Annotated in this window: 17 protein-coding genes; 9 read left to right on the top strand and 8 right to left on the bottom strand. The window is 70.5% G+C overall.

Going from position 1 to position 18235, the window contains the following annotated elements; genetic code table 11:
* Positions 1-7 precede the first annotated feature (7 nt).
* Together ACJ8AN_RS38130 and ACJ8AN_RS38125 are read left to right on the top strand one after the other, a co-directional pair.
* On the top strand, positions 8-484 hold the full coding sequence (locus ACJ8AN_RS38130; RefSeq protein ID WP_407760530.1) for a phage holin family protein: 477 nt from the start codon (positions 8-10) through the stop codon (positions 482-484).
* Entirely contained in the window at positions 481-1404 is a 924-nt protein-coding gene (locus ACJ8AN_RS38125; RefSeq protein ID WP_407760529.1) for a hypothetical protein, read from the top strand. The genes ACJ8AN_RS38130 and ACJ8AN_RS38125 overlap by 4 nt, the downstream gene beginning before the upstream one ends.
* 109 nt (positions 1405-1513) lie before the next feature.
* Here the strand turns inward: ACJ8AN_RS38125 and ACJ8AN_RS38120 are convergent, their stop codons facing one another.
* The 3 genes from ACJ8AN_RS38120 to ACJ8AN_RS38110 are packed head-to-tail and all read right to left on the bottom strand — an operon-like array spanning position 1514 to position 2913.
* Positions 1514-2095, bottom strand: coding sequence for a hypothetical protein (locus tag ACJ8AN_RS38120; RefSeq protein ID WP_407760528.1), 582 nt, complete (start codon positions 2093-2095; stop codon positions 1514-1516).
* Positions 2096-2128: 33 nt separating this feature from the next.
* Positions 2129-2626, bottom strand: coding sequence for a type II TA system antitoxin MqsA family protein (locus ACJ8AN_RS38115; RefSeq protein ID WP_407760527.1), 498 nt, complete (start codon positions 2624-2626; stop codon positions 2129-2131).
* The gene (locus ACJ8AN_RS38110) at positions 2623-2913 is read right to left on the bottom strand and encodes a DUF4258 domain-containing protein (RefSeq protein WP_407760526.1); all 291 of its coding nucleotides are present in this window, start codon (positions 2911-2913) and stop codon (positions 2623-2625) included. The genes ACJ8AN_RS38115 and ACJ8AN_RS38110 overlap by 4 nt, the downstream gene beginning before the upstream one ends.
* 236 nt (positions 2914-3149) lie before the next feature.
* On the opposite strand from ACJ8AN_RS38110, the gene ACJ8AN_RS38105 reads away from it, so the two are divergent.
* A complete protein-coding gene (locus tag ACJ8AN_RS38105) occupies positions 3150-4391 on the top strand; it encodes a threonine/serine exporter ThrE family protein (protein WP_407760525.1) in 1242 nt (413 codons plus the stop codon).
* Positions 4392-4397: 6 nt separating this feature from the next.
* Here ACJ8AN_RS38105 and xdhB read toward each other — a convergent pair whose 3' ends face one another.
* The 3 genes from xdhB to ACJ8AN_RS38090 all read right to left on the bottom strand — a co-directional run bounded on the left by xdhB (position 4398) and on the right by ACJ8AN_RS38090 (position 8722).
* Complete coding sequence (gene xdhB / locus ACJ8AN_RS38100) at positions 4398-6770, bottom strand: xanthine dehydrogenase molybdopterin binding subunit (protein ID WP_407760524.1); 2373 nt, start codon at positions 6768-6770, stop codon at positions 4398-4400.
* Between the two features lie 5 nt (positions 6771-6775).
* On the bottom strand, positions 6776-8227 hold the full coding sequence (gene xdhA, locus ACJ8AN_RS38095) for a xanthine dehydrogenase small subunit (protein WP_407760523.1): 1452 nt from the start codon (positions 8225-8227) through the stop codon (positions 6776-6778).
* Positions 8228-8308: 81 nt separating this feature from the next.
* A complete protein-coding gene (locus ACJ8AN_RS38090) occupies positions 8309-8722 on the bottom strand; it encodes a DoxX family protein (protein WP_407760522.1) in 414 nt (137 codons plus the stop codon).
* Between the two features lie 118 nt (positions 8723-8840).
* Between ACJ8AN_RS38090 and ACJ8AN_RS38085 the strand changes: the two genes are divergently transcribed.
* Positions 8841-10028, top strand: a complete 1188-nt coding sequence (locus tag ACJ8AN_RS38085; protein ID WP_407760521.1) for an AI-2E family transporter — start codon at positions 8841-8843, stop codon at positions 10026-10028.
* A gap of 43 nt (positions 10029-10071) precedes the next feature.
* Here ACJ8AN_RS38085 and ACJ8AN_RS38080 read toward each other — a convergent pair whose 3' ends face one another.
* Together ACJ8AN_RS38080 and ACJ8AN_RS38075 are read right to left on the bottom strand one after the other, a co-directional pair.
* Positions 10072-11715 carry a pre-peptidase C-terminal domain-containing protein gene (locus ACJ8AN_RS38080; RefSeq protein WP_407760520.1) on the bottom strand — a complete coding sequence of 548 codons (1644 nt, stop codon included), beginning with the start codon at positions 11713-11715 and terminating at the stop codon, positions 10072-10074.
* Positions 11716-11802: 87 nt separating this feature from the next.
* Positions 11803-12291, bottom strand: coding sequence for a YqaA family protein (locus ACJ8AN_RS38075; RefSeq protein WP_407760519.1), 489 nt, complete (start codon positions 12289-12291; stop codon positions 11803-11805).
* 132 nt (positions 12292-12423) lie between these two features.
* On the opposite strand from ACJ8AN_RS38075, the gene ACJ8AN_RS38070 reads away from it, so the two are divergent.
* The 5 genes from ACJ8AN_RS38070 (at position 12424) to ACJ8AN_RS38050 (ending at position 18218) form a co-directional block, all read left to right on the top strand.
* Positions 12424-13113 (top strand): hypothetical protein, encoded by a 690-nt coding sequence (locus tag ACJ8AN_RS38070; RefSeq protein ID WP_407760518.1) that lies wholly within the window; start codon positions 12424-12426, stop codon positions 13111-13113.
* 6 nt (positions 13114-13119) lie between these two features.
* Complete coding sequence (locus ACJ8AN_RS38065) at positions 13120-14745, top strand: trypsin-like serine peptidase (RefSeq protein ID WP_407760517.1); 1626 nt, start codon at positions 13120-13122, stop codon at positions 14743-14745.
* Between the two features lie 130 nt (positions 14746-14875).
* Entirely contained in the window at positions 14876-15577 is a 702-nt protein-coding gene (locus ACJ8AN_RS38060) for a hypothetical protein (RefSeq protein WP_407760516.1), read from the top strand.
* An 18-nt stretch (positions 15578-15595) separates the two neighbouring features.
* Complete coding sequence (locus ACJ8AN_RS38055) at positions 15596-16966, top strand: alkaline phosphatase family protein (RefSeq protein ID WP_407760515.1); 1371 nt, start codon at positions 15596-15598, stop codon at positions 16964-16966.
* An 85-nt stretch (positions 16967-17051) separates the two neighbouring features.
* On the top strand, positions 17052-18218 hold the full coding sequence (locus ACJ8AN_RS38050; protein WP_407760514.1) for a dienelactone hydrolase family protein: 1167 nt from the start codon (positions 17052-17054) through the stop codon (positions 18216-18218).
* Positions 18219-18235: the final 17 nt, after the last annotated feature.

Here is an 18235-nt window from a genome sequence, read left to right as displayed (position 1 = left end):
GGACACGATGCAACCGGGCAATCCCAACACTCGCGGCGGTTATGACTACGAAGGCCGCACCGTCCCCGGCGACGGCATGCCGGACCGTGCGTTCGGCTCGCTCCTGGGCGAGTTCTTCGACCAGGGCAAACGGCTCATCAGCGCGGAGATCACCCTGGCGAAGACCGAGCTGAGCCAGGAGATGACGAAGTTCAAGGCCGGCGGCGCCATGGTGGGCGTGGGCGGCGTGCTGCTGCTCATCGGCGGCATCGCCTTCATGCTCTTCGCCTGTGCCGCGCTGGCGCTGGTGATGCCCTTCTGGGCCGCGGCGCTCATCGTCACGGTGCTGTTCCTGGCGATCGGCGCGGGCGTGGCCTTCGCGGGCATCAAACGCATCAAGGAGTTCCACGCACCCACCAAGACGATTCAAACCCTCAAGGAGGACGGGCAATGGGCGAGCAGGACGTTCCAATCCGTGAAATCTCAGATGCACGGGCACGCATGAGCGAGCTCGCCGATGAGCTGGCCCGCCGCATGGAGCCAGAGCACATCAAGGCGCTCGCCTCGGAGAAGGTCACGGAGCTCAAGGAGCAGGCCCGGGAACGGGTCACGGAAAAGGCAGACGAACTCAAGACACAAGCCAAGGAGGCGGTGATGCGCAGGACTCATGAAGTCACGGAGCGGGCGGATACGCCCAAGGGCTGGAGCATGCTGGGGGCCATCCTCGGCGCGGGCGTGGGCTCGCTGCTGATGCGCAAGGCCTTCGACGTGCGCGAGCGGTCGAGTCTGGCCTCGGGCCCGCGCGGCCGGATGTACAGCGAGTATGACCTGGAGGCCCCGCCGCTCGTGCCGGCGCCCGATGGCGGCCTGATGCGGCCCACCGGGGATATCCGGGGCATGAGCAGTGACGTCGGCGTGCGCACCAGCACGGACGTGGGCGTGAGCGCCGGGGACACCCACCTGAAGGAGCGCGCCTCGGACGTCATGGACATGGCGAAGGACAAGGCCGCGGAGCTGAAGGATCGCGCCAGCGGGCTGGTGGACCGGGCCATGGACAAGACCCACGGGCTGCGTGAGCGCATTCCGGACCGCGACGTCATCACCCACAAGGCCACGGACTGGTACGGCACGGTGTCCGAGAACCCGGTGCTGCTGGCCATCGGCGGCCTGGCGATCGGCGCGCTGTTCGCCAGCCTCATCCCGGTGACCGAGCGCGAGCGCCAGCTCATCGAGCCCGCCAAGAGCAAGGTGCGCGAGCAGATCTCCACGCTCGGGGATCAGCTCGAGAGCAAGCTGTCGGGCCACGACGAGGACGTGAGCGGCCAGGACGAGGAGTTCCAGGCCTCCGCCTCCTCCGAGAGCGAGAACGAGCGGGGCACCATCCCGCCGCTGCCGCCGCTCAATGACTACACCTCCGTCCACTGAGCCAAGCGCCCCCTGAGCGGGGGCCTGGAACGGAGCGCACGAGGCCGGACGGGGCGCACGAACGCCTCGCCCGGCCTTGCTCTATCCACCGTTCGCCCGGACCGGGGGGTCAGGACTCCGGGCCCGAGGCGCCAGGGAAGAAGGAGGTGGCCTTCCCCTGCTCGTCCACGAAGGCGAAATCCTGGAAGCGCGAGGCCTCGGGAGCCTCCGGGTGCTGGCGGGCCTCCGCGAGCCGCGCATGCGACAGGCCGGAGATGTCCTCTTCCTTCACGCCAGCGAGCGCGAGGAAACCAGGGCGGCTGTCCCCATCCCGCAGCAACGTGGGCCGGTGGCCCTTGAAGTCGAGCGCGGTGGACACGCGCTGGAGGGCGGCGTGGGCCTGGGAGAGTTGCTTCGCGGTGCGCATCCGCAGGGCGACCTCCTCGCGCGCGGGACAGGTGCCGTCCACGTGGACGCTGACCCGCAGGGTGTCCGGACCCGAGGAGACGACGAGGACGCGGCTCTTGGGCAGCTCGCGGGAGAGGGCCGTCGCGGCCTCCTCGGCGGCCTCGCCCTCGATCTGGGGCCACAGCCGCAGCGCCTTGCCCGGACCGGCGGCGAGGAAGGCCGGCAACCGGCGCGACCCGAGCCAGCGCTGCACCTTGGTGCGGGCGGCCCCCAACACGATGAATCCCTGCGCGGTGTCACTCATGGGGGGCAAGACGATGGCGAAGCGGCGCTTTCGTCAAGAGGCAGGAAGGATCCGCCATGCTTGGGGGCCCGTGCTTCCCTCGGCGACCATCCGGACGGGTTTCGCCTCGACGACCCCCGTCTCCTCGAGCGGGTACTCCTCGATGGGCTTGTCCACCATCACCATGAGGCGCAGGAGCCTCTCCGCGGGCTGCCCCATGGGGGCGGGAGCATCGACGCGCTCCCACTTGGAGACGGTCGTCTTGTCCACGCCCATCTTGTCCGCGAAGTCCTTGCTGGAGAGCCCGAGGTACTTCCGCAGGAAGCGGATCTCCTTCGGGCCGAGCTTCTCCCGGCGCCGGGCCACCGTCATGGCCAGGCGGCGGTGCAGCTCCGCGATTTTGTAGATCTCCACTTCACGCTCGCCGCATTTGGGGCACCGGTAGACCATCACCCCTTTCAAAGTGACACCGTCGAGCCCAAGGAGGTGGTCCTTGATGTTCTCCCGAGTCCCCTTCATGGGCGTGCCGCACGTCAGACACTTGTCGTTCACCGGTTCCTCCTCATTGCGGTCACCACGACGAGCGTGCTCTCGTCGCGAAAGGCGATGACCACGCGAATCTTCGAAGTCTCGACGTGGTAGCGCCAACTCCCGTTCTCCCACTCCGGCTCTCGCACCACACCTCCGCGGAGCACGTTCTCCACATCTGCCGGTGAGAGTTCGTCCTTCTCCATCTCGCCTTCAGCATGCTTGCTGAAGCGAAACCATCCCTCGTTCAGAATGAACCGGATCCGCTTTTTCGCGTCACCTGCCCGGAGGGGACATGTAACGTCACTCATTGGGAAAATACCAACTATTGGAGAAACCGCAACTGCGCCCGCCTGCTCTCCGGGCGGACTGCAAGCTGCTCGCCAGTCGGGCTCCCCGAGAGAACTCGTGCCCCTCGACGCATGGACCGTGACTCGTGGCCGAGACGGTCGGTCTCCTGCCGGGACGCGGGAGATGAAGCGAGCGGGCAGCAGGAGTGACAAAGGCTTCGTTTGACTCGCCCGGGGGGCTCTGCCATGTGCGCCTCGTGCTCCCGGCAGAACAGCTCGTCGCGCTCCAGCCGCCGCCTCCTGGCCCGGCGGTGGCGTTCACGCTGCGCCTCGGACAGGCGCTGCACCGCTATGGCACTCCCGCCCACTGGCTGGAGGAGCAGATGCGGCGCGTGTCCGAGCGGCTGGGGCTCGAGGCCCGCTTCTTCTCCACGCCCACCTCCATCTTCGCCTCCTTCGGCCCTCCCGAGGCCCTTCAGACCTGTCTCATCCGCGTGGAGCCCGGGGAGATGGATCTCGGCCGCCTGGCGAGCCTCGATGCGCTGGCGGACTCGGTCATCCGCGGCGAGCTCTCCCCAGAGGAAGGTGCCGAGCGCGTGGAGGCCGTCCTCGCCGAGCCCCCTCGCTACGGCAACGGTCTGCACCTGCTGTGCTGGGCCCTGGCCGCCACGGGAGGCGCGCGGCTCTTCGGCGGCGGCCTTCGGGAGATGGGCGTGGCCGCGCTCATCAGCCTCCTCATCGGCGGGTTGGATGTGTGGACGCGGCGGCAGCCCTCGACAGTCTGGGTGCTCGAGCCGGTGGCGGCCCTGCTCTCCTCGGCCCTGGCGGTGGTGGCGGCGAGCCTCGTGGGCCCCCTGTCCATCCAGGTCGTCACGCTCGCGGGCCTCATCGTCCTGCTGCCCGGATTGAGCCTCACGCTGGCCATCAACGAGCTCGCCACGCGCAACCTCATCTCCGGCACCTCCCGGCTCACCGGCGCGGCGCTGGTGTTCCTGGAGCTCGGTTTCGGCGTGGCGCTCGGCACCCGGCTGACGGAGTGGTTCCCCCTGCCCGCCCGGCACGGTCCGCTTCCGGCGCTGCCCGGGTGGACGGAGCCCCTCGGGCTGGTGCTGATGATGTTCGCCGTGAGCGTGCTCTTCCGCGCCCGGCCCCGCGACTGGGGGTGGATCGCCGTCGCCGGGACGCTCGCCTACGAGGGCTCGCGCCTGGGCACCCAGGTCCTGGGGCCGCAGCTCGGCGCGTTCCTCGGAGCGTTGAGCGTGGGGCTCGTCACCAACCTCATCTCCCGCGTGCGCAACCGCCCGGCCGTCATCACCCTGGTGCCCGCCATCATGCTGCTGGTGCCCGGGAGCATCGGGTTCCGCAGCATGGAGTCCCTGCTCGCCCGGGACGTACTCGCCGGCGTGGACACGGCCTTCTCCATGCTCATGGTGGCCGTGGCCCTCGTCGCCGGGCTGCTCTTCTCCAACGCCCTCTTCCAGCCGCGCAAGGTGTTCTGAGGCACCTCAGCGCGGCGCGGCCCGGGCCAGCTCCACCGCGCGCAGAATCGCCTCCGGCGTGGCGGGCGAGGCCAGCTCCACCGGCGCGCGCGGCGGCCCGAAGGCGCTCACCGCGTGCCGCAGCGCCGTCACCGCGCCGATGGCCAGCATGAGCGGCGGCTCTCCCACCGCCTTGCTGCCGTGGATGGAGTTGTCCTGCGGCGCGCGCTCCAGCAGGGCCACGCGGAAGTCCTCGGGCGCGTCCCCCACCGCCGGAATCTTGTACGTGTCCGGCGAGTGCGTGAGGAGCCGCCCCTTCGCGTCGAACAGCACCTCCTCGCACGTGAGCCACCCCAGGCCCTGGATGAAGCCGCCCTCCACCTGACCCACGTCGATGCTCGGCACGAGCGAGGTGCCCACGTCGTGGAGGATGTCCACGCGGCGCACCCGGTGCTCCCCGGTGAGGCCACTCACCTCCACCTCCACCACGGCCGCGCCAAACGCGTAGTAGTGGAAGGGCTTGCCGCGCCCCGCCACCCGGTCGTACGAGATGTCCGGCGTGCGGTAGTAGCCCGTGGCCGACAGCGACACCTGCGCCAGGTAGGCCGCATGCACCACCTCGGCGAAGGTCACCGAGCGCTCCGGACGCGCGGGCAGGAACACCCGGCCCCCGGTGAAGGCGAGTGAGTCCGCCTCTCCGCCGCGCTCGAGCTGCAGCAGCCGCGCGGCCACCGGACGCAAGCGGTCCCGGAGCACCTCGCACGCATGCTTCACCGCCTGGCCGTTGAGGTCCGAGCCGCTCGAGGCCGCCGTCGCCGAGGTGTTCGGCACCTTGTCCGTGGCGGTGTGCATCACCCGCACGCGCTCGGCAGGCACGCCCAGCTCGTGCGCGCACACGGCCCGCATCTTCGTGTGCAGGCCCTGCCCCATCTCGGTGCCACCGTGATTGAGCTGCACGCTGCCGTCCGTGTACACCACCACCAGCGCGCCGGCCTGGTTGAGGAAGCTCGTGGTGAACGAGATGCCGAACTTCACCGGCTGGAAGCCCAGGCCCCGCTTCGTCCACCGCGACGAGGCGTTGAAGGCGTCAATCTCCGCGCGGCGCCGGGCGTAGTCGCTGGAGGCCATCAGCTCCGCGTGGATGCGCGGCAGGCGGTTGCCCTCCACGGCCTGCCCGTACGGGGTGAGGTTCGCCGGAGCGTCCTGGTAGTAGTTGCGCTCGCGCACCACGGCCGGGTCCAACCCGAGCCGCTCGGCGGCGTGGTTGAGCACCTCCTCCATCACGTACATGCCCTGGGGCCCGCCGAAGCCGCGGAAGGCCGTATTCGAGGGCAGGTTCGTCCGCGCCACCCGGCCGGAGAAGCGCAGGGCCGGGATGAAGTACGCGTTGTCCAGGTGGAAGAGCGCCCGGTCCAGGATGGCGTGCGACAGGTCCGTGCTCCACCCGCCATCGGAGACGAGCTCCACCTTCAACCCGAGCAGCCGCCCCTCGGTGTCGAAGCCGGCCTCGTAGCGGCCCCAGAAGGGGTGGCGCTTGCCCGTGAAGGCCATGTCCTGGTCGCGGTTGAGCCACACCTTCACCGGCCGCCCCAGCTTGTGCGCGCCCAGGGCCGCCATGGCCGCGAAGGGCGCCGCCTGCGTCTCCTTGCCGCCGAAGCCGCCTCCCATGCGCGGCACCTCCACCACCACCTGGTGCCGCCCCACGCCCAGCACCCCGGCGACAATCGCCTGCACCTCGGACGGGTGCTGCGTGGAGCTCCACAGGTGCACCGCGCCGTCCTCGCCGGGCACCGCCAGCGACACCTGCGTCTCCAGGTAGAAGTGGTCCTGCGCCCCCGTCGAGCACTCACCCGTGAGGCGCAGCGGCGCGGCGGCGAGCGCGGCGTCCGCGTCTCCCCGGCCGATGACGTGCGGCGCGGTGAGGAACGAGCCGGCCTCCACCGCCGCCTTCAGCGACAGCAGCGCGGGCAGCGGCTCGTACTCCACCTCCACCAGCGCGGCGGCCTTGCGGGCCACCGTGGCGTTCTCCGCCAGCACCAGCGCCACCGTCTGCCCGAGGAAGTGCACCTCGCCCTCGGCCATCAGCGGCTCGTCGTGGATGACGGGGCCCACCTGGTTCTCCCCGGGAATGTCCTCGGCGAAGAGCACCGCGTGGACTCCCGGCAGGGCGCGGGCGCGCGAGGCGTCCTTGCGCACCAGGCGCGCGTGCGCGTGCGGCGAGGTGACGAGGTGCCCCGTCAACATCCCCGGCGGCTCGGGCAGGTCGTCCACGTAGCGGGCCTCGCCGCTGGTGTGCTTGAGGCCGCTCTCGTGCGGGGACGGGGCGTGCAGGGGTGTGCGAGCCGGCTCGGCGGGCTGCCAGGCGCGCGTGCTATTGGAAGTAGAAGGAAGCGTGCTCATCCGGGTTACCTCACCTGCACCGTGGCCGTGTGGCCCTGCGTAAGCCGGGGCCTCGGCTCCGAGAGCGTCTCTTGGAAGAAACCGCGCAGGAGATTCTTCGCCACCCGCGCGCGGTACCAGGCCGAGCCCCTATGGTCGGACAGCGGCTTGAAGTCCTCGTCCAGCCGGGCCAGGGCCTCCTCCACCGTGGCCTCCGTCCAGGGCCGGCCCACCAGCGCGGCCTCCGTGTGCCGGGCCCTCGCGGGCGTCGCCGCCATGCCGCCGTAGGCCAGCCGTGCCTCCGTCACCTTCCCCTCCCCGTCCACCACCACGCGGAAGCCCGCGGACACGGCGCTGATGTCCAGCTCGCGCCGCTTGGACACCTTGTACGAGAGCGCCCGAGCGCCCTGGGGCTGCGCCGGAATGTCCACGTACGCCAGCACCTCGCCGCGCCCGAGCGCCGTGCGCCGGTAGCCCTGGAAGAAGTCCTCCAGCGGCATCCGGCGCTCGCCCGCGCGCGAGCGCAGCACCGCCTCGGCCCCCAGCGCGAGCAGCACCGGCGCCATGTCTCCAATGGGCGAGGCCGTGCACAGGTTGCCGCCCACCGTCGCGCGGTTCTTGATCTGCCGCGAGCCGAAGTAGCGCAGCATCCGCTCCAGGGGCGGGCACGTGGCGCGCGAGTAGTCCTCCAGGTCCGTCAGCCACACCGTGGCGCCGATGCGGTGCCCTCCGCCGCGCGGCTCCAACACGCGCAGCGCGGAGAGCGCCTCCAGCGACACGAGCAGCGGCGGCTCGGCGTAGCGCTTCGTCACCTCCAGCGACAGGTCCGTGCCGCCCACCACGAAGCGCGCCTCGGGGTGCTTGTCCAGCACGTCCCAGAGGGCCTCGAGCGAGCCGGGGGTGAAGAAGCGCTGGGCCCCGGCCTCGTAGGCCAGGTCCATGGGCTCGGGCTGCGTCTCCTGGAGGGCGCGGGCGAAGCGGTCCGGGGGACGCAGGCCGGCCACCTGGCTCGCGGCCTCGCGGATGGGCCGGTAGCCGGTGCAGCGGCAGAGGTTGCCGCACATCTGCGCGTCCAGCTTCCAGGGCTCGTCCAGGTCGCGGCGGTGGCAGGCCTCGAGCATCGCCATGGTGACGCCCGGGGTGCAGTAGCCGCACTGCGAGCCCAGCTCGCGCGCCAGCGTCTCCTGGACGACGTGGTACTTCCCGCCCTCCTTGAGTGCCTCCACCGTGTACACGCGCTTGCCCTGCACCATGGGCAGCAGCACCAGGCACGCGTTCACCGCGCGCAGGGCCGGTGCCCCCTGGCCGTCGTGCTCCAGCACCGCGACGGAGCAGGCGCCGCAATCGCCCTCGGCGCAGCCCTCCTTCGTGCCGGTCAGGTGCGCCCGCTCGCGCAGGTAGCGCAGCAGGGTGGTGGTGGGCGGGAGCCCCGTCTCCTCGACGGGCTGATCATTGAGGAAGAAGCGCAGGCGTTCCATGGGCGGGGCGAAAGCCTACTACGGCCCGCGCCCCCGGGTATCCCGTCAGCGTCCGGGGCGAGTGCCCACCGGCGGACCCCCTCAGCCGCGCATGGTGAGCAGGCCCACGAGGCTCACGAGGAAGTAGGGCACCAGGCCCCCGGCGCCCGCGTAGTCCTTGGCCATGCGCTGGCCGAAGAAGAGGGCCACGAAGGACAGCCCCGAGAGGGCCGCGCCCCACATGGCCACCCGCGCGCCGCCCGTGAGCACCAGGGTCACCAGCCCCACGGCGCTCACCGCGCCCGAGGCCAGCTCCAGCACCGTGAGGGAGGCCAGCATCAGCGGCACCACCCCGCGCAGGGGGCTCTTGGCGAAGTGTCCGGTGAGCCACCCCAGGTTGCCCTTCCAGTCGAGCACCTTGTCCAGGCCGGACTGGAGGAAGGTGATGGCGAGGAAGAGGGCGCACAGCGCCTGGACGACGAAGAGGGGGAAGAGGGGCGAGTCGAAGGGCGACATGGGGCGCGCACTCTACCCGGCCTGCCTGCTTCCCCAAGAACCGAGCACTCGGGCAGCACAGTCGAGCAGGCAACCCCCACCCCTTCCGACCTCCGGGGGGCACCCACATCCTGCCCCCATGGCCACTGAGAAAAGCGCCCGGCGGACCCTCGTCGGGCTCATCCTCGTCTCCATCGCCCTGGTGCTGGTGGTTGCCTCGCCCTTCTTCGAGGCCTTCTTCCTGGCGGCGGTGCTGGCCGGGGCCTTCCAGGGCCTGCACCGCTGGTTGACACGGCGCGTCCGGGGGCATGACGGGGTGTCGGCGGGCCTCATCTGCGTGGGCACCGTCCTGGCCCTGCTGGCACCGCTCGCCGCCCTCACCGCCTTCATCGTCTCGGAGGTCATCGAGGGGGTGAACGTCATCTCCAACATCGTGGAGCAGCGCGGGCTGCAGGGGCTGCTGGCCTACGTCCCCGGCCCGCTGCAGGGGCCCGCGGGGCGGATGTTGGACCGCTTCCAGTCGGAGAGCGCCGGGGTGTGGCAGACGCTGCAGGAGCAGTTGAGCACCCGGGGCGCCAGCGCGGCCCAGACGGTGGGCGGGGTGGTGGCCACCACGGGCACGGCGGTGTTCCAGACGGCGATGATGCTCATCGCGCTCTACTTCCTGCTGAGGGAGGGCCAGCGGCTCGTCACGTGGGTGGAGAGCGTGTCCCCCCTCAAGCGCGGGCAGACGACGGAGCTGTTCACCGAGTTCCGCCGCGTCACCAAGTCGGTGCTGGTGTCCACCATCCTCACCGCGGGCGTGCAGGCGCTGGCGGCCTTCGCGGGCTACCTCATCGCCCGGGTGCCGGTGCCCGTCTTCTTCGCGGCGGTGACGTTCTTCTTCGCCCTCATCCCCGCGGTGGGCGCCGCCGTGGTGTGCATCGCCGCCGCCCTGCTGCTGCTGGCCACCGGCCACCCCGGCTTCGCCCTCTTCCTGGCGCTCTGGGGCATCATCGTGGTGGGGCTCTCCGACAACGTCGTCAAGCCGCTGCTGGCCAAGCGCGGCATGCAGATGCACGGCGCCATCGTCTTCTTCTCGCTGCTCGGCGGCCTGGCCGTCTTCGGCGCCATCGGCCTGCTGCTGGGGCCGCTCATCGTCGCCTTCTTCCTCACCGTGGTGCGCATCTACGAGCGCGACTACGGCCGGCCCTCGCCCCGCCCGGGTGACCCGGCCACGCCGCCGGAGACGCGGGCCGTCCCCGCCCAGCCCACCCTGGCCGAGGGCGAGGAGTTCGAGCCCTCCGAGCTGCACACCCACGGCGAGGTGGAGGAGCACCCCCACTGACCCCCTGTGCTCAGCGGGGGCGCTCCTGCCTCCTGCGTGGGCCTTACGGCTGGACGACGCCGGCGCCGGTCACCTTGAGCGTGTAGCTGCTCATCGCGCCCGCGTAGCCCACCACCTTCACGTAGTAGGTGCCCGCGGCGGGGGCTTGGTAGGAGCCCACCTCCGGGTTGGACGCGGTGTAGCCGCGCGCCGCGTACTGGTTCACGTCCGACGAGGTGTAGAGGTACCAGTCCAGGTCCGCCGTCCCGGGCATCGTCACCGACACCGTGACGGTGCCGGGCGTGGTCACCGTGAACTTGAACCAGTCCACGTCCGTGCTCGAGGAGAGGCCGCCGCTCACGGCGAGGTTCTCCCCCACCCGCGCGTTGGCGGTGGCCGCGGTGTCGTTGTTCTCCGTCTCCTTGGTGATGGCGGGCGTCGTGTCCGTGGGCGTGGAGGTGGTGATGGAGAAGGCCGCGTCGCTGGAGTCGGTGCTCGTCGCGTTGGCCGCGTCGCTCACCCGCACCTTCGCCACCGTGCTGCTGGCCGTGGACGGCACCGTCCACGTGTAGCCACCCGCCAGCGCCGGAGTGCTCGCGGAGATGACGTTCCAGGTGCTCCCATCCAGCGTGTACTCGAGCTTCACGTTGCTCGTGTTGCTCGCCGTCCAGGTGATGTTCTGGGTGCTGCCGGCCGCCCAGACCTCGCCGCCATTGGGCGCCACCACCGTCACGTTGCCCGAGGGCGTGGGGGGGGGCGTCGTGCCGTCATCGGGGATGAGGAAGTCCTTGATGATGCCCATGTGCTGCATGTTCGTCGCCCCGCTGTCGCTCGACTGCGCGGGAGAAATCTCCGAGATGGGCGAGTACACGCGCGTGTCCACCACCAGGCCCGCGCTGAACGAGCTGGCGCCGATGACCGTGGCCGTCTGGTAGGCGCGCAGCCCCGAGCTCACCAGCACGTGGTCGTACGGCTTGCTGCGGCCCGCGTTGGTGTTGACGTTGCCGTTCCGGTCCGCCGGGTACGGGCCGCTCGTGGTCACCACCTGGCTGAAGGCGCTGAAGAGCGGCTCGGTGCGGGTGTCGGAGTTGAAGTCGCCACCGATGGCCACGTAGTCCCCCGCGGGCACGTTGGCCTTGATGAGGTTGGTGAGGTTGGTGGCCTCGGTGCTGCGCACGCCGCTGCCCGAGGTGAGCAGGTGCACGCTCACCACCCAGAGATCCTTGGGGCCAGGGATGTCGATGCGCGCCCAGGCGAAGTCCCGGTTGGTCACCTGCGTGTCGTCCCACTCTCCCGCGGCGAGGATGGGGTAGCGGCTGATGATGCCGTTCGGAATCTGCGCCCCGCCCTCGCGGTAGTAATAGAAGTTCGTGCCGAAGGCGGTGTCGACGAAGCCGCGGATGGCGCTCGCCGAGTTGTTGCCGAAGTTGAACTCCTGGATCATCACGATGTCCGGCTTCGTGCCCTGGAAGATGCGGGTGCCTTCACCCGGATCGTAGCTCTGGCCGTTGCCGCTGGTGATGTTGGCGGCCATCAGCCGCACCCGGACGTCGGTGAGCGGGGCGCTCGTGGTGGACACGTCTTCGTCCGCGAGCTGCTGCGAGTCCGCGGGAGTGCCCTCACCGCAGGCGGCGAGGACGAGAGACAGCAGCGGGGCCATCAGCCAGGAGCCGAGGCCGGCACGCTTGAAGCAGGGGGACTGTTCCATCTGCGACTTCCTGCCCGCGACGGGCGGGCGATTGGGGGATACGGCGGCCCCATTCTCGTCCAGGAAGCCCCTCGCCGTCTCGCAGCCTCACGGTGAAATTCCAGCATGGGCCGCGGCGGCGGCCGACCATGCGACGAAGAGGTAGCGCAGCCCCTTCCCCAGTGTGACGAAGCCGACGAAGGGGGCCCAGCGCACGCCCACGAAGCCGGCGGCGAGCACAAACACGTCCCCCACCACGGGCACCCACGCGAGTGCGAGCAGGGGGGAGCCCCACCTGGCCAGCCGCTCCTGGGCCCGAGCCAGGCGGGGGCCCTCGCTGGCGGCGCGGCGTTGCACCCAGCGGCCCACCGCGCCTCCCCCCCCGCGCGCCACCCACCGGCCCATCGCATAGACCGTGAGGGCTCCCAGCACATTGCCCACGGTGGCCACCGCCACGGCCGGCGCCGGAGCCACCCCGCCATAGACGAGCGCCGCCAGCACCGCCTCGGAGGGCGCGGGGAGAATCGAGCCGGCCACCGCCGCCACCAGGAAGAGCCCCGGCAGGCCCCATTCCGCGAGAGTGAACGCATCCGGCATCGTGGCGCCCACTTTAAAACCATCCAGCGGCCGTCATGGCAGACACGCACTCCCTGTACTCCCGGGAGGGCTGGACGCCTGCCTGCCCGTTCCTAACTTCCAGCCGACTCCCACCCTGTACCGAGGTCCCCCATGAAGTCGCTCCTCGCCCTGGTGGCCACGGGCGCCCTGCTCGCCAGCGGGGTGTGCCAGGCCCAATCCGCCAAGCACACCGTGCGGCTCAGCGAGCTGGTGCTGATGCCCCCCGTGTCCACCCTCACCACCAACCAGACCGCCAGCGGCGAATGGAAGGACCTGCTCCACACCTCCCTGACGACACCGCAGCGCAAGAACCTGGTGATGGTGGTGGCACTCGAGGCCGGTCTGCATACGACAGCCCCCGCCCCCGCGCGCCCTCGCGGCACCCCCGCGGAGGGCTCGCCGGCCCGGGGAACGCTGGAGCTGCGTCTGCTCGTGGACGGCAACGCGGTGGCCCCCGGGCCCCTCGTGCTCACCGAGAGCGCCCAGGAGGCGATGACGCGCTACGGCGACATGCTCGCCACGAGCTGCTCGGACAACGACGGTGACGGCACCGTGGTCGCCGAGGAGTGCATCTTCACCGGGGAGGAGCAGCGGCGCCTGCTGCGAGCGCTCGCCCTGCACGCGGTCTCCTTCGCCCTGGACGACATCGACACCGGCACGCACGACCTGCGCGTGCAGGCGCGCATCACCGTCACCAGCCAGGGTGCCAGCGGCTCGGCCACGGCGGGCGCGTGGGTCGGCCGGGGCTCCATCACCGTCGAGGAGGTCCGCCTGGTGAAGAGCTTCGACATCTCCGGGTGAGGCCCGATGACCTCCCTCCGACTGGCAGCTCTCACCGTGAGCCTCGCGCTCGGGACCACCGCGAGGGATGCGGTGGCGGAGCGCGGACCGGTATGCGCGGCGAGGCCCGCCTCGCAGGCGCTCGGGAAGGTGGGCGAGGAGGTGGAGCGCCGCCTCGAGTCGCCCCATCCGTATGCGACGGGGGAGCCACGCACCCACTATGGAGCGCTCCACACCGAAAGCCTCCACCACCCGGGGGCCTCGTACATCGCTCCCCACTTCGCCACGCTCGAGCTGGAGGAGGGGGACTACGTGCTGGTCCGCTCCCCGGATGGCGCACGCTCCTGGCGCTATGACAACTCGCACCCGGGCGCGCGCGAGGGTTTCTGGGGCATCCCCATCCCCGGAGACACCGCCGTCATCGAGCTGCACAGCCCGATGGCCGAGCGCCAGGGCGTGCTCGACAAGTACGGCTACCGCATCGACAAGTACGCGCGCGGCCATGGCGAACAGGAACCGGGAGCCGCCGGCCTACGGACCGAGGCCCTGTGCGGGGGAGACGACTCGGGCCAGGCGCGGTGCTACGAGACGAGCGAGCCGCTCATCTACAATCACAGCCGGGCCGTGGCGCGCCTGCTCATCAACGGCACCAGCGCGTGCACCGGCTGGCTCGTGGGCAACCAGGGCCACCTGCTGACGAACAACCACTGCATCGCCACGGATACGGACGCACGCAACACCACCTACGAATTCATGGCCGAGGGCGCCACGTGCACGACGAGCTGCGGCTCGTGGGGCGCATGTCCGGGCACGGTGGTGGCCACGGGGGCCACGCTGGTGAAGACGGACGGCCCGAGGGACTACACGCTGGTGCGGCTGCCCACCAACCCCACTCCCACCTATGGCTTCCTCCAGCTGCGGCCCACGGGCGCGGTGGTGGACGAGCGCATCTACGTGCCCCAGCACCCGGTGGCGTGGGGGAAGAAGATCGCCGTCACCTCGGGCGCCGCGGCCGATGCCTCGGGCTACGCCGAGGTGTACAGCCTCAACGAGCCGGCCTGTTTGAGCGGCGGTCCCAACGACGTGGGCTACTACGCGGACACGCAGGGAGGCTCCTCGGGCTCGCCGGTGCTCGCCTACACCGACCATCAGGTGGTGTCGCTGCACCACTGCTCCAACTGTCCCAACCGGGGCGTGCCCATCCAGGAGATCATCGCCCACCTGGGCAGCAGCCTCCCGCAGTGCGCCCTGCGCAGCGACGCGTGCCCGGATCCCTTTGGCGCGAAGGCCCCGCCGCCCCCGCCTCCTCCCTCGGCCAACGCCTTCACCTACAGCGCCACCAACACCAGCAGCGCCCAGCAGAACACGGTGAACAAGAGCATCGCCCTCAACGCGGGCGACGTGGTCGAGGTGGGCACGTGCAACCTCACCGGCGCCAGCGCCAATGGAGACACGTACCTGCGCCTGAATGACGGCTCGGGCGCCCAGGTCGCCTCCAACGATGACTCCTGCGGCGGCCTGTCGTCCTACTTCAAGTACACCGTGCCCGCGGGCCGGGGCGGCACCCATGTGATTCGCGCCGGCTGCTACTCCAGCGTCACTTGCGGCGGCACCGTGGTGTGGAAGCGCACCCCGCCCACCGCGGCCCGGTAGCCGGGGTGCATGGGCCCGGCCGCTCTCCTGTCAGGTACAGGAGACTTGGAGGCGGTGCCTCGTCACAACCGGGGGCCTGCTCGCTCATGCTGGGGGGCGCCTGGTTTTTCCAATGTGCCCAGGGAGAGGTATGAGCGCGGCATCGAGACAGGTTCCCCGGAGCCGGCTCCAGAAGCGCCCGTTGGGGCTGCTGGTGTGCCTGCTGCTCGCCACGCTGTCGAGCGGCTGCCTGCCCAAACCGAAAATCTATCAATTCACCGCGACGCCCGCGGTGGCCTGCCCTGGCGACGAGGTCACCCTGCGCTGGGAGACGAACGGGCCCGTCCACATCCAGTCCACGCCCTTGGTGCCGTCTCTCGGCACCAAGGGCCTCTCGGGCACGCAGAAGGTCACCATCAGCGGGCCCACGCGCTTCCACATCGAGACCTACCGCGTCTTCGGCCTCAAGAAGGAACTCACCGAGAACGAGGTGCTCTCCCCGCCCAAGGAGCTCGAGTACGGCATCGTCGATGCCGGACAACAGAGCCACTTCACGTGCTCGGCGCAGATGGGGGCCCTGGAGTCCTCCTTCCAGCTCGATGAAAACCACCTCTCGTCCAACGTGCGCATCGGGCAGGTGCGGAACATGAACGCGCGCTCATTGGTCATCACCAAGGGCGAGGTCTCCGAGACGGTAGGGGAGCTCGCCAGTGCCCCGGGCTTCGAGGGACAGCCCGCCCAGGGACTCTGGAAGCTGCGCGTCCCGCTCGACGAGGGCGAGAGCTGCGAGGACGCGCTCGAGGCGGTGGATGGACGGTTGATCATCAAGTTCCAGCTCTCATGCCCGAGGTAACCCGCCGGAGGTAACACCATGGCCGCGCTCGATGAGATCCGGACGATCGTCTTCCTGATGCTGGAGAACAGGTCCTTCGACCACATGCTCGGGCACCTGTCGCTGGAGCACCCCGAGTGGGATGTGGACGGGCTGCGCGAGCCCGACGCCAATCCGCGCTACGCCAACTTCTTCGAGCAGCGCTTCTACCGGCCCTTCCTCATCGAGGACGAGGCGTCGGCCATCCGGGACCCACCGCACAGCCGGCACCACGTGAACATGCAGCTCGCGCGGAGCCCGAGCGGCAAGAAGTTCCGCATGTCGGGCTTCGTCGAGGCCTACGTCGACTACACCCAGCACCGCGCCGAGCAGCCACCGCCCATGGGGTACTTCGACTCGAACGGGGCCTGGATGACGTCCTTCCTGGCCCGGCAATACGCCGTGTGTGATCGCTGGTTCTGCCCACTGCCCTCGGACACGCAGCCCAACCGCTGCATGGCCTTCACGGGCACCACGCTCATCGACGACACGGGCTCGCGGCTCATCCCCCACCGGGAGCATGTCTTCGATTGGCTCAACGCCCACAACGTCCGCTGGCGCGTCTACACCCACGGGCCGCCCTTCTTCCTGCTGTTCGGCCGCTTCCAGGAGCTGGTGGGGATGAAGTACCGCCCCTTCAGCCAGCTCGAGCACGATCTCCAGACCGAACCCGCGGACGAGGCCCCCCAGGTCATCTTCATCGAGCCGCGCTACTTCGACTTCTTCTGGTCGGACGCGCAGCCCAACTGCAACCACCCGCTCGCCCGCGTCGCCCAGGGCGAGCGGCTCCTGTACGACGTGTACAGGACGCTCACGAGCAACCCGGAGAAGTGGGCGCGGACGCTGTTCATCCACACCTACGACGAGCACGGCGGCTTCTTCGACCACGTGCCGCCCCTGCCCATCGAGAACCCCGTGCCCACCGGCGCGAGGTTCACGGAAGGCTTCAAGACGACCGGGCCCCGCGTTCCCGGGTTGCTCGTCTCGCCCTGGGTGCAGCCGGGAAAGGCCTTCCACGGCAACGTCGACCACACGTCCTGGCTGCAGCTGCTCGCCGAGAAGTTCGGGACGGGACCGGATGGGTACTCGGCCTCGGTGTCGCACCGCAGGGCCCAGGGCATCCGCAGCCTGTCCGAGGCACTCGCCGACGCACCGGCACAGCGGCCCGTTCCCCAACGCGAGCCCCTCGCCATCCCCGCGGGCCCGCCGCTCCCGACGAAGCGGCAGCCCAGGGCCCCCAACGAGCGCGCCTTCCAGGAGGCGGCCCTGGAGCTGCTCAAGCACCAGGGGCCCATCGCCACGGGAGCGAAGTACCCGGAGCTGGTGGGCGCCCCCCTGGAGCCCCCCAACCCCGTGCCGCCGCATCCCTGACGGCGCGGCTACTCGAAGGAGAGCTCGCGCGCCTTCAACACGCTCCCGCCCGTCCTGGCCGTTGGCGCCGAGATACACTGCCGGCATGACGAGCTTCCCTTCGCGCCTCCGTGCAGTCCTCCTCGCGCTCGTGTGCGCGCTCGCCACCGCCCCCGCCAGCGCCGCCGCTCCTGCGGCCGAGAAGCCCGGCGCCTCCGTCGGGTTCCGCGTCCTCGAGCGCACCGACGCCTCACGTACCTCCCCGCGCTTCCCCCAGGGGCGGCCCCTGCAGATCGCCCTCTGGTACCCGGCCGCGTCCAGCACCGCCCCGCTCACGTACCGCGACTACTTCCTGCTCTCCACCCGAGAGCTCGCCTTCGCGCCCGCGGAACCGGCCATGGAGCGCGAGGCGCTCGCGGAGTTCACCTCTCCCTTCCTCGCCGCGGGCGTGAAGCCCGACGAGGTCGCGTCCTTCCTGTCCACGAAGATGCGCGCCTCGCTCAACGCGGCCCCGCTTCCCGGACGCTTCCCGCTCGTCCTGCTGGCCCAGGGCAATGGCCAGTCCGCGCATGACCAGGCCTTCCTCGCTGAAGCCCTCGCCGCACACGGCTACGTGGTCGCGACCGTCCCCTCTCAATCGAGGCTCGACGGTGTCATGCAGGGCGAACAGGACATCCCCACGCAGGCGACGCAACAGGCCGCGGACCTCGCCTTCGCCCTGCGCGCGCTCCGCTCCCAGCCGCAGGTGCGCGCCTCCGGGAAATATGGGCTCGTCGCGCACAGCTTCGGCGCGCGCTCGGCCCTGCTGCTGGCCATGAAGGATCCCGATGCCGCCGCGCTCGTCAGCCTCGATGGGGGAATCGGAGGCAAGGCCGGCAAGGGCCAGCTCGAGCGCATGAAAAGCTTCAACCCCGCGAAGGCGAAGCTTCCCCTGCTCCACCTGTATGAAGTGGGAGACCGGTTCATGGTGCCCGACCACGAGTTGATCCGCTCGCTCGACCGCGCCAACCGCTGGCTCGTCAAGGTGGATGGGATGCGCCACGTGCACTTCACGAGCCTGGGCATCGCCGTCCGGAGCCTCCCGGCCCTCGCCGAGAGGACCTCCGCGGACTCGCGCACCGCGGCCGCCTGGGATGCCATGGCCGCGGCGACCACGAGCTTCCTGGACACCTTCCTCGGAGAGGCGGCCGGGACGAACGCCTCGACGGGCCGCTGGACACCACCCGCCTCGCCGCTGCTCCACCCGGAGAAACTGCCCGCCACGGGTGGCTGAAGGCGGTAGGAGGCGTG

Origin of the sequence: Archangium sp., assembly GCF_045802675.1 — a bacterium.
GTDB lineage: Bacteria > Myxococcota > Myxococcia > Myxococcales > Myxococcaceae > Archangium.
This window is presented reverse-complemented; position numbering and strand designations above follow the sequence as displayed.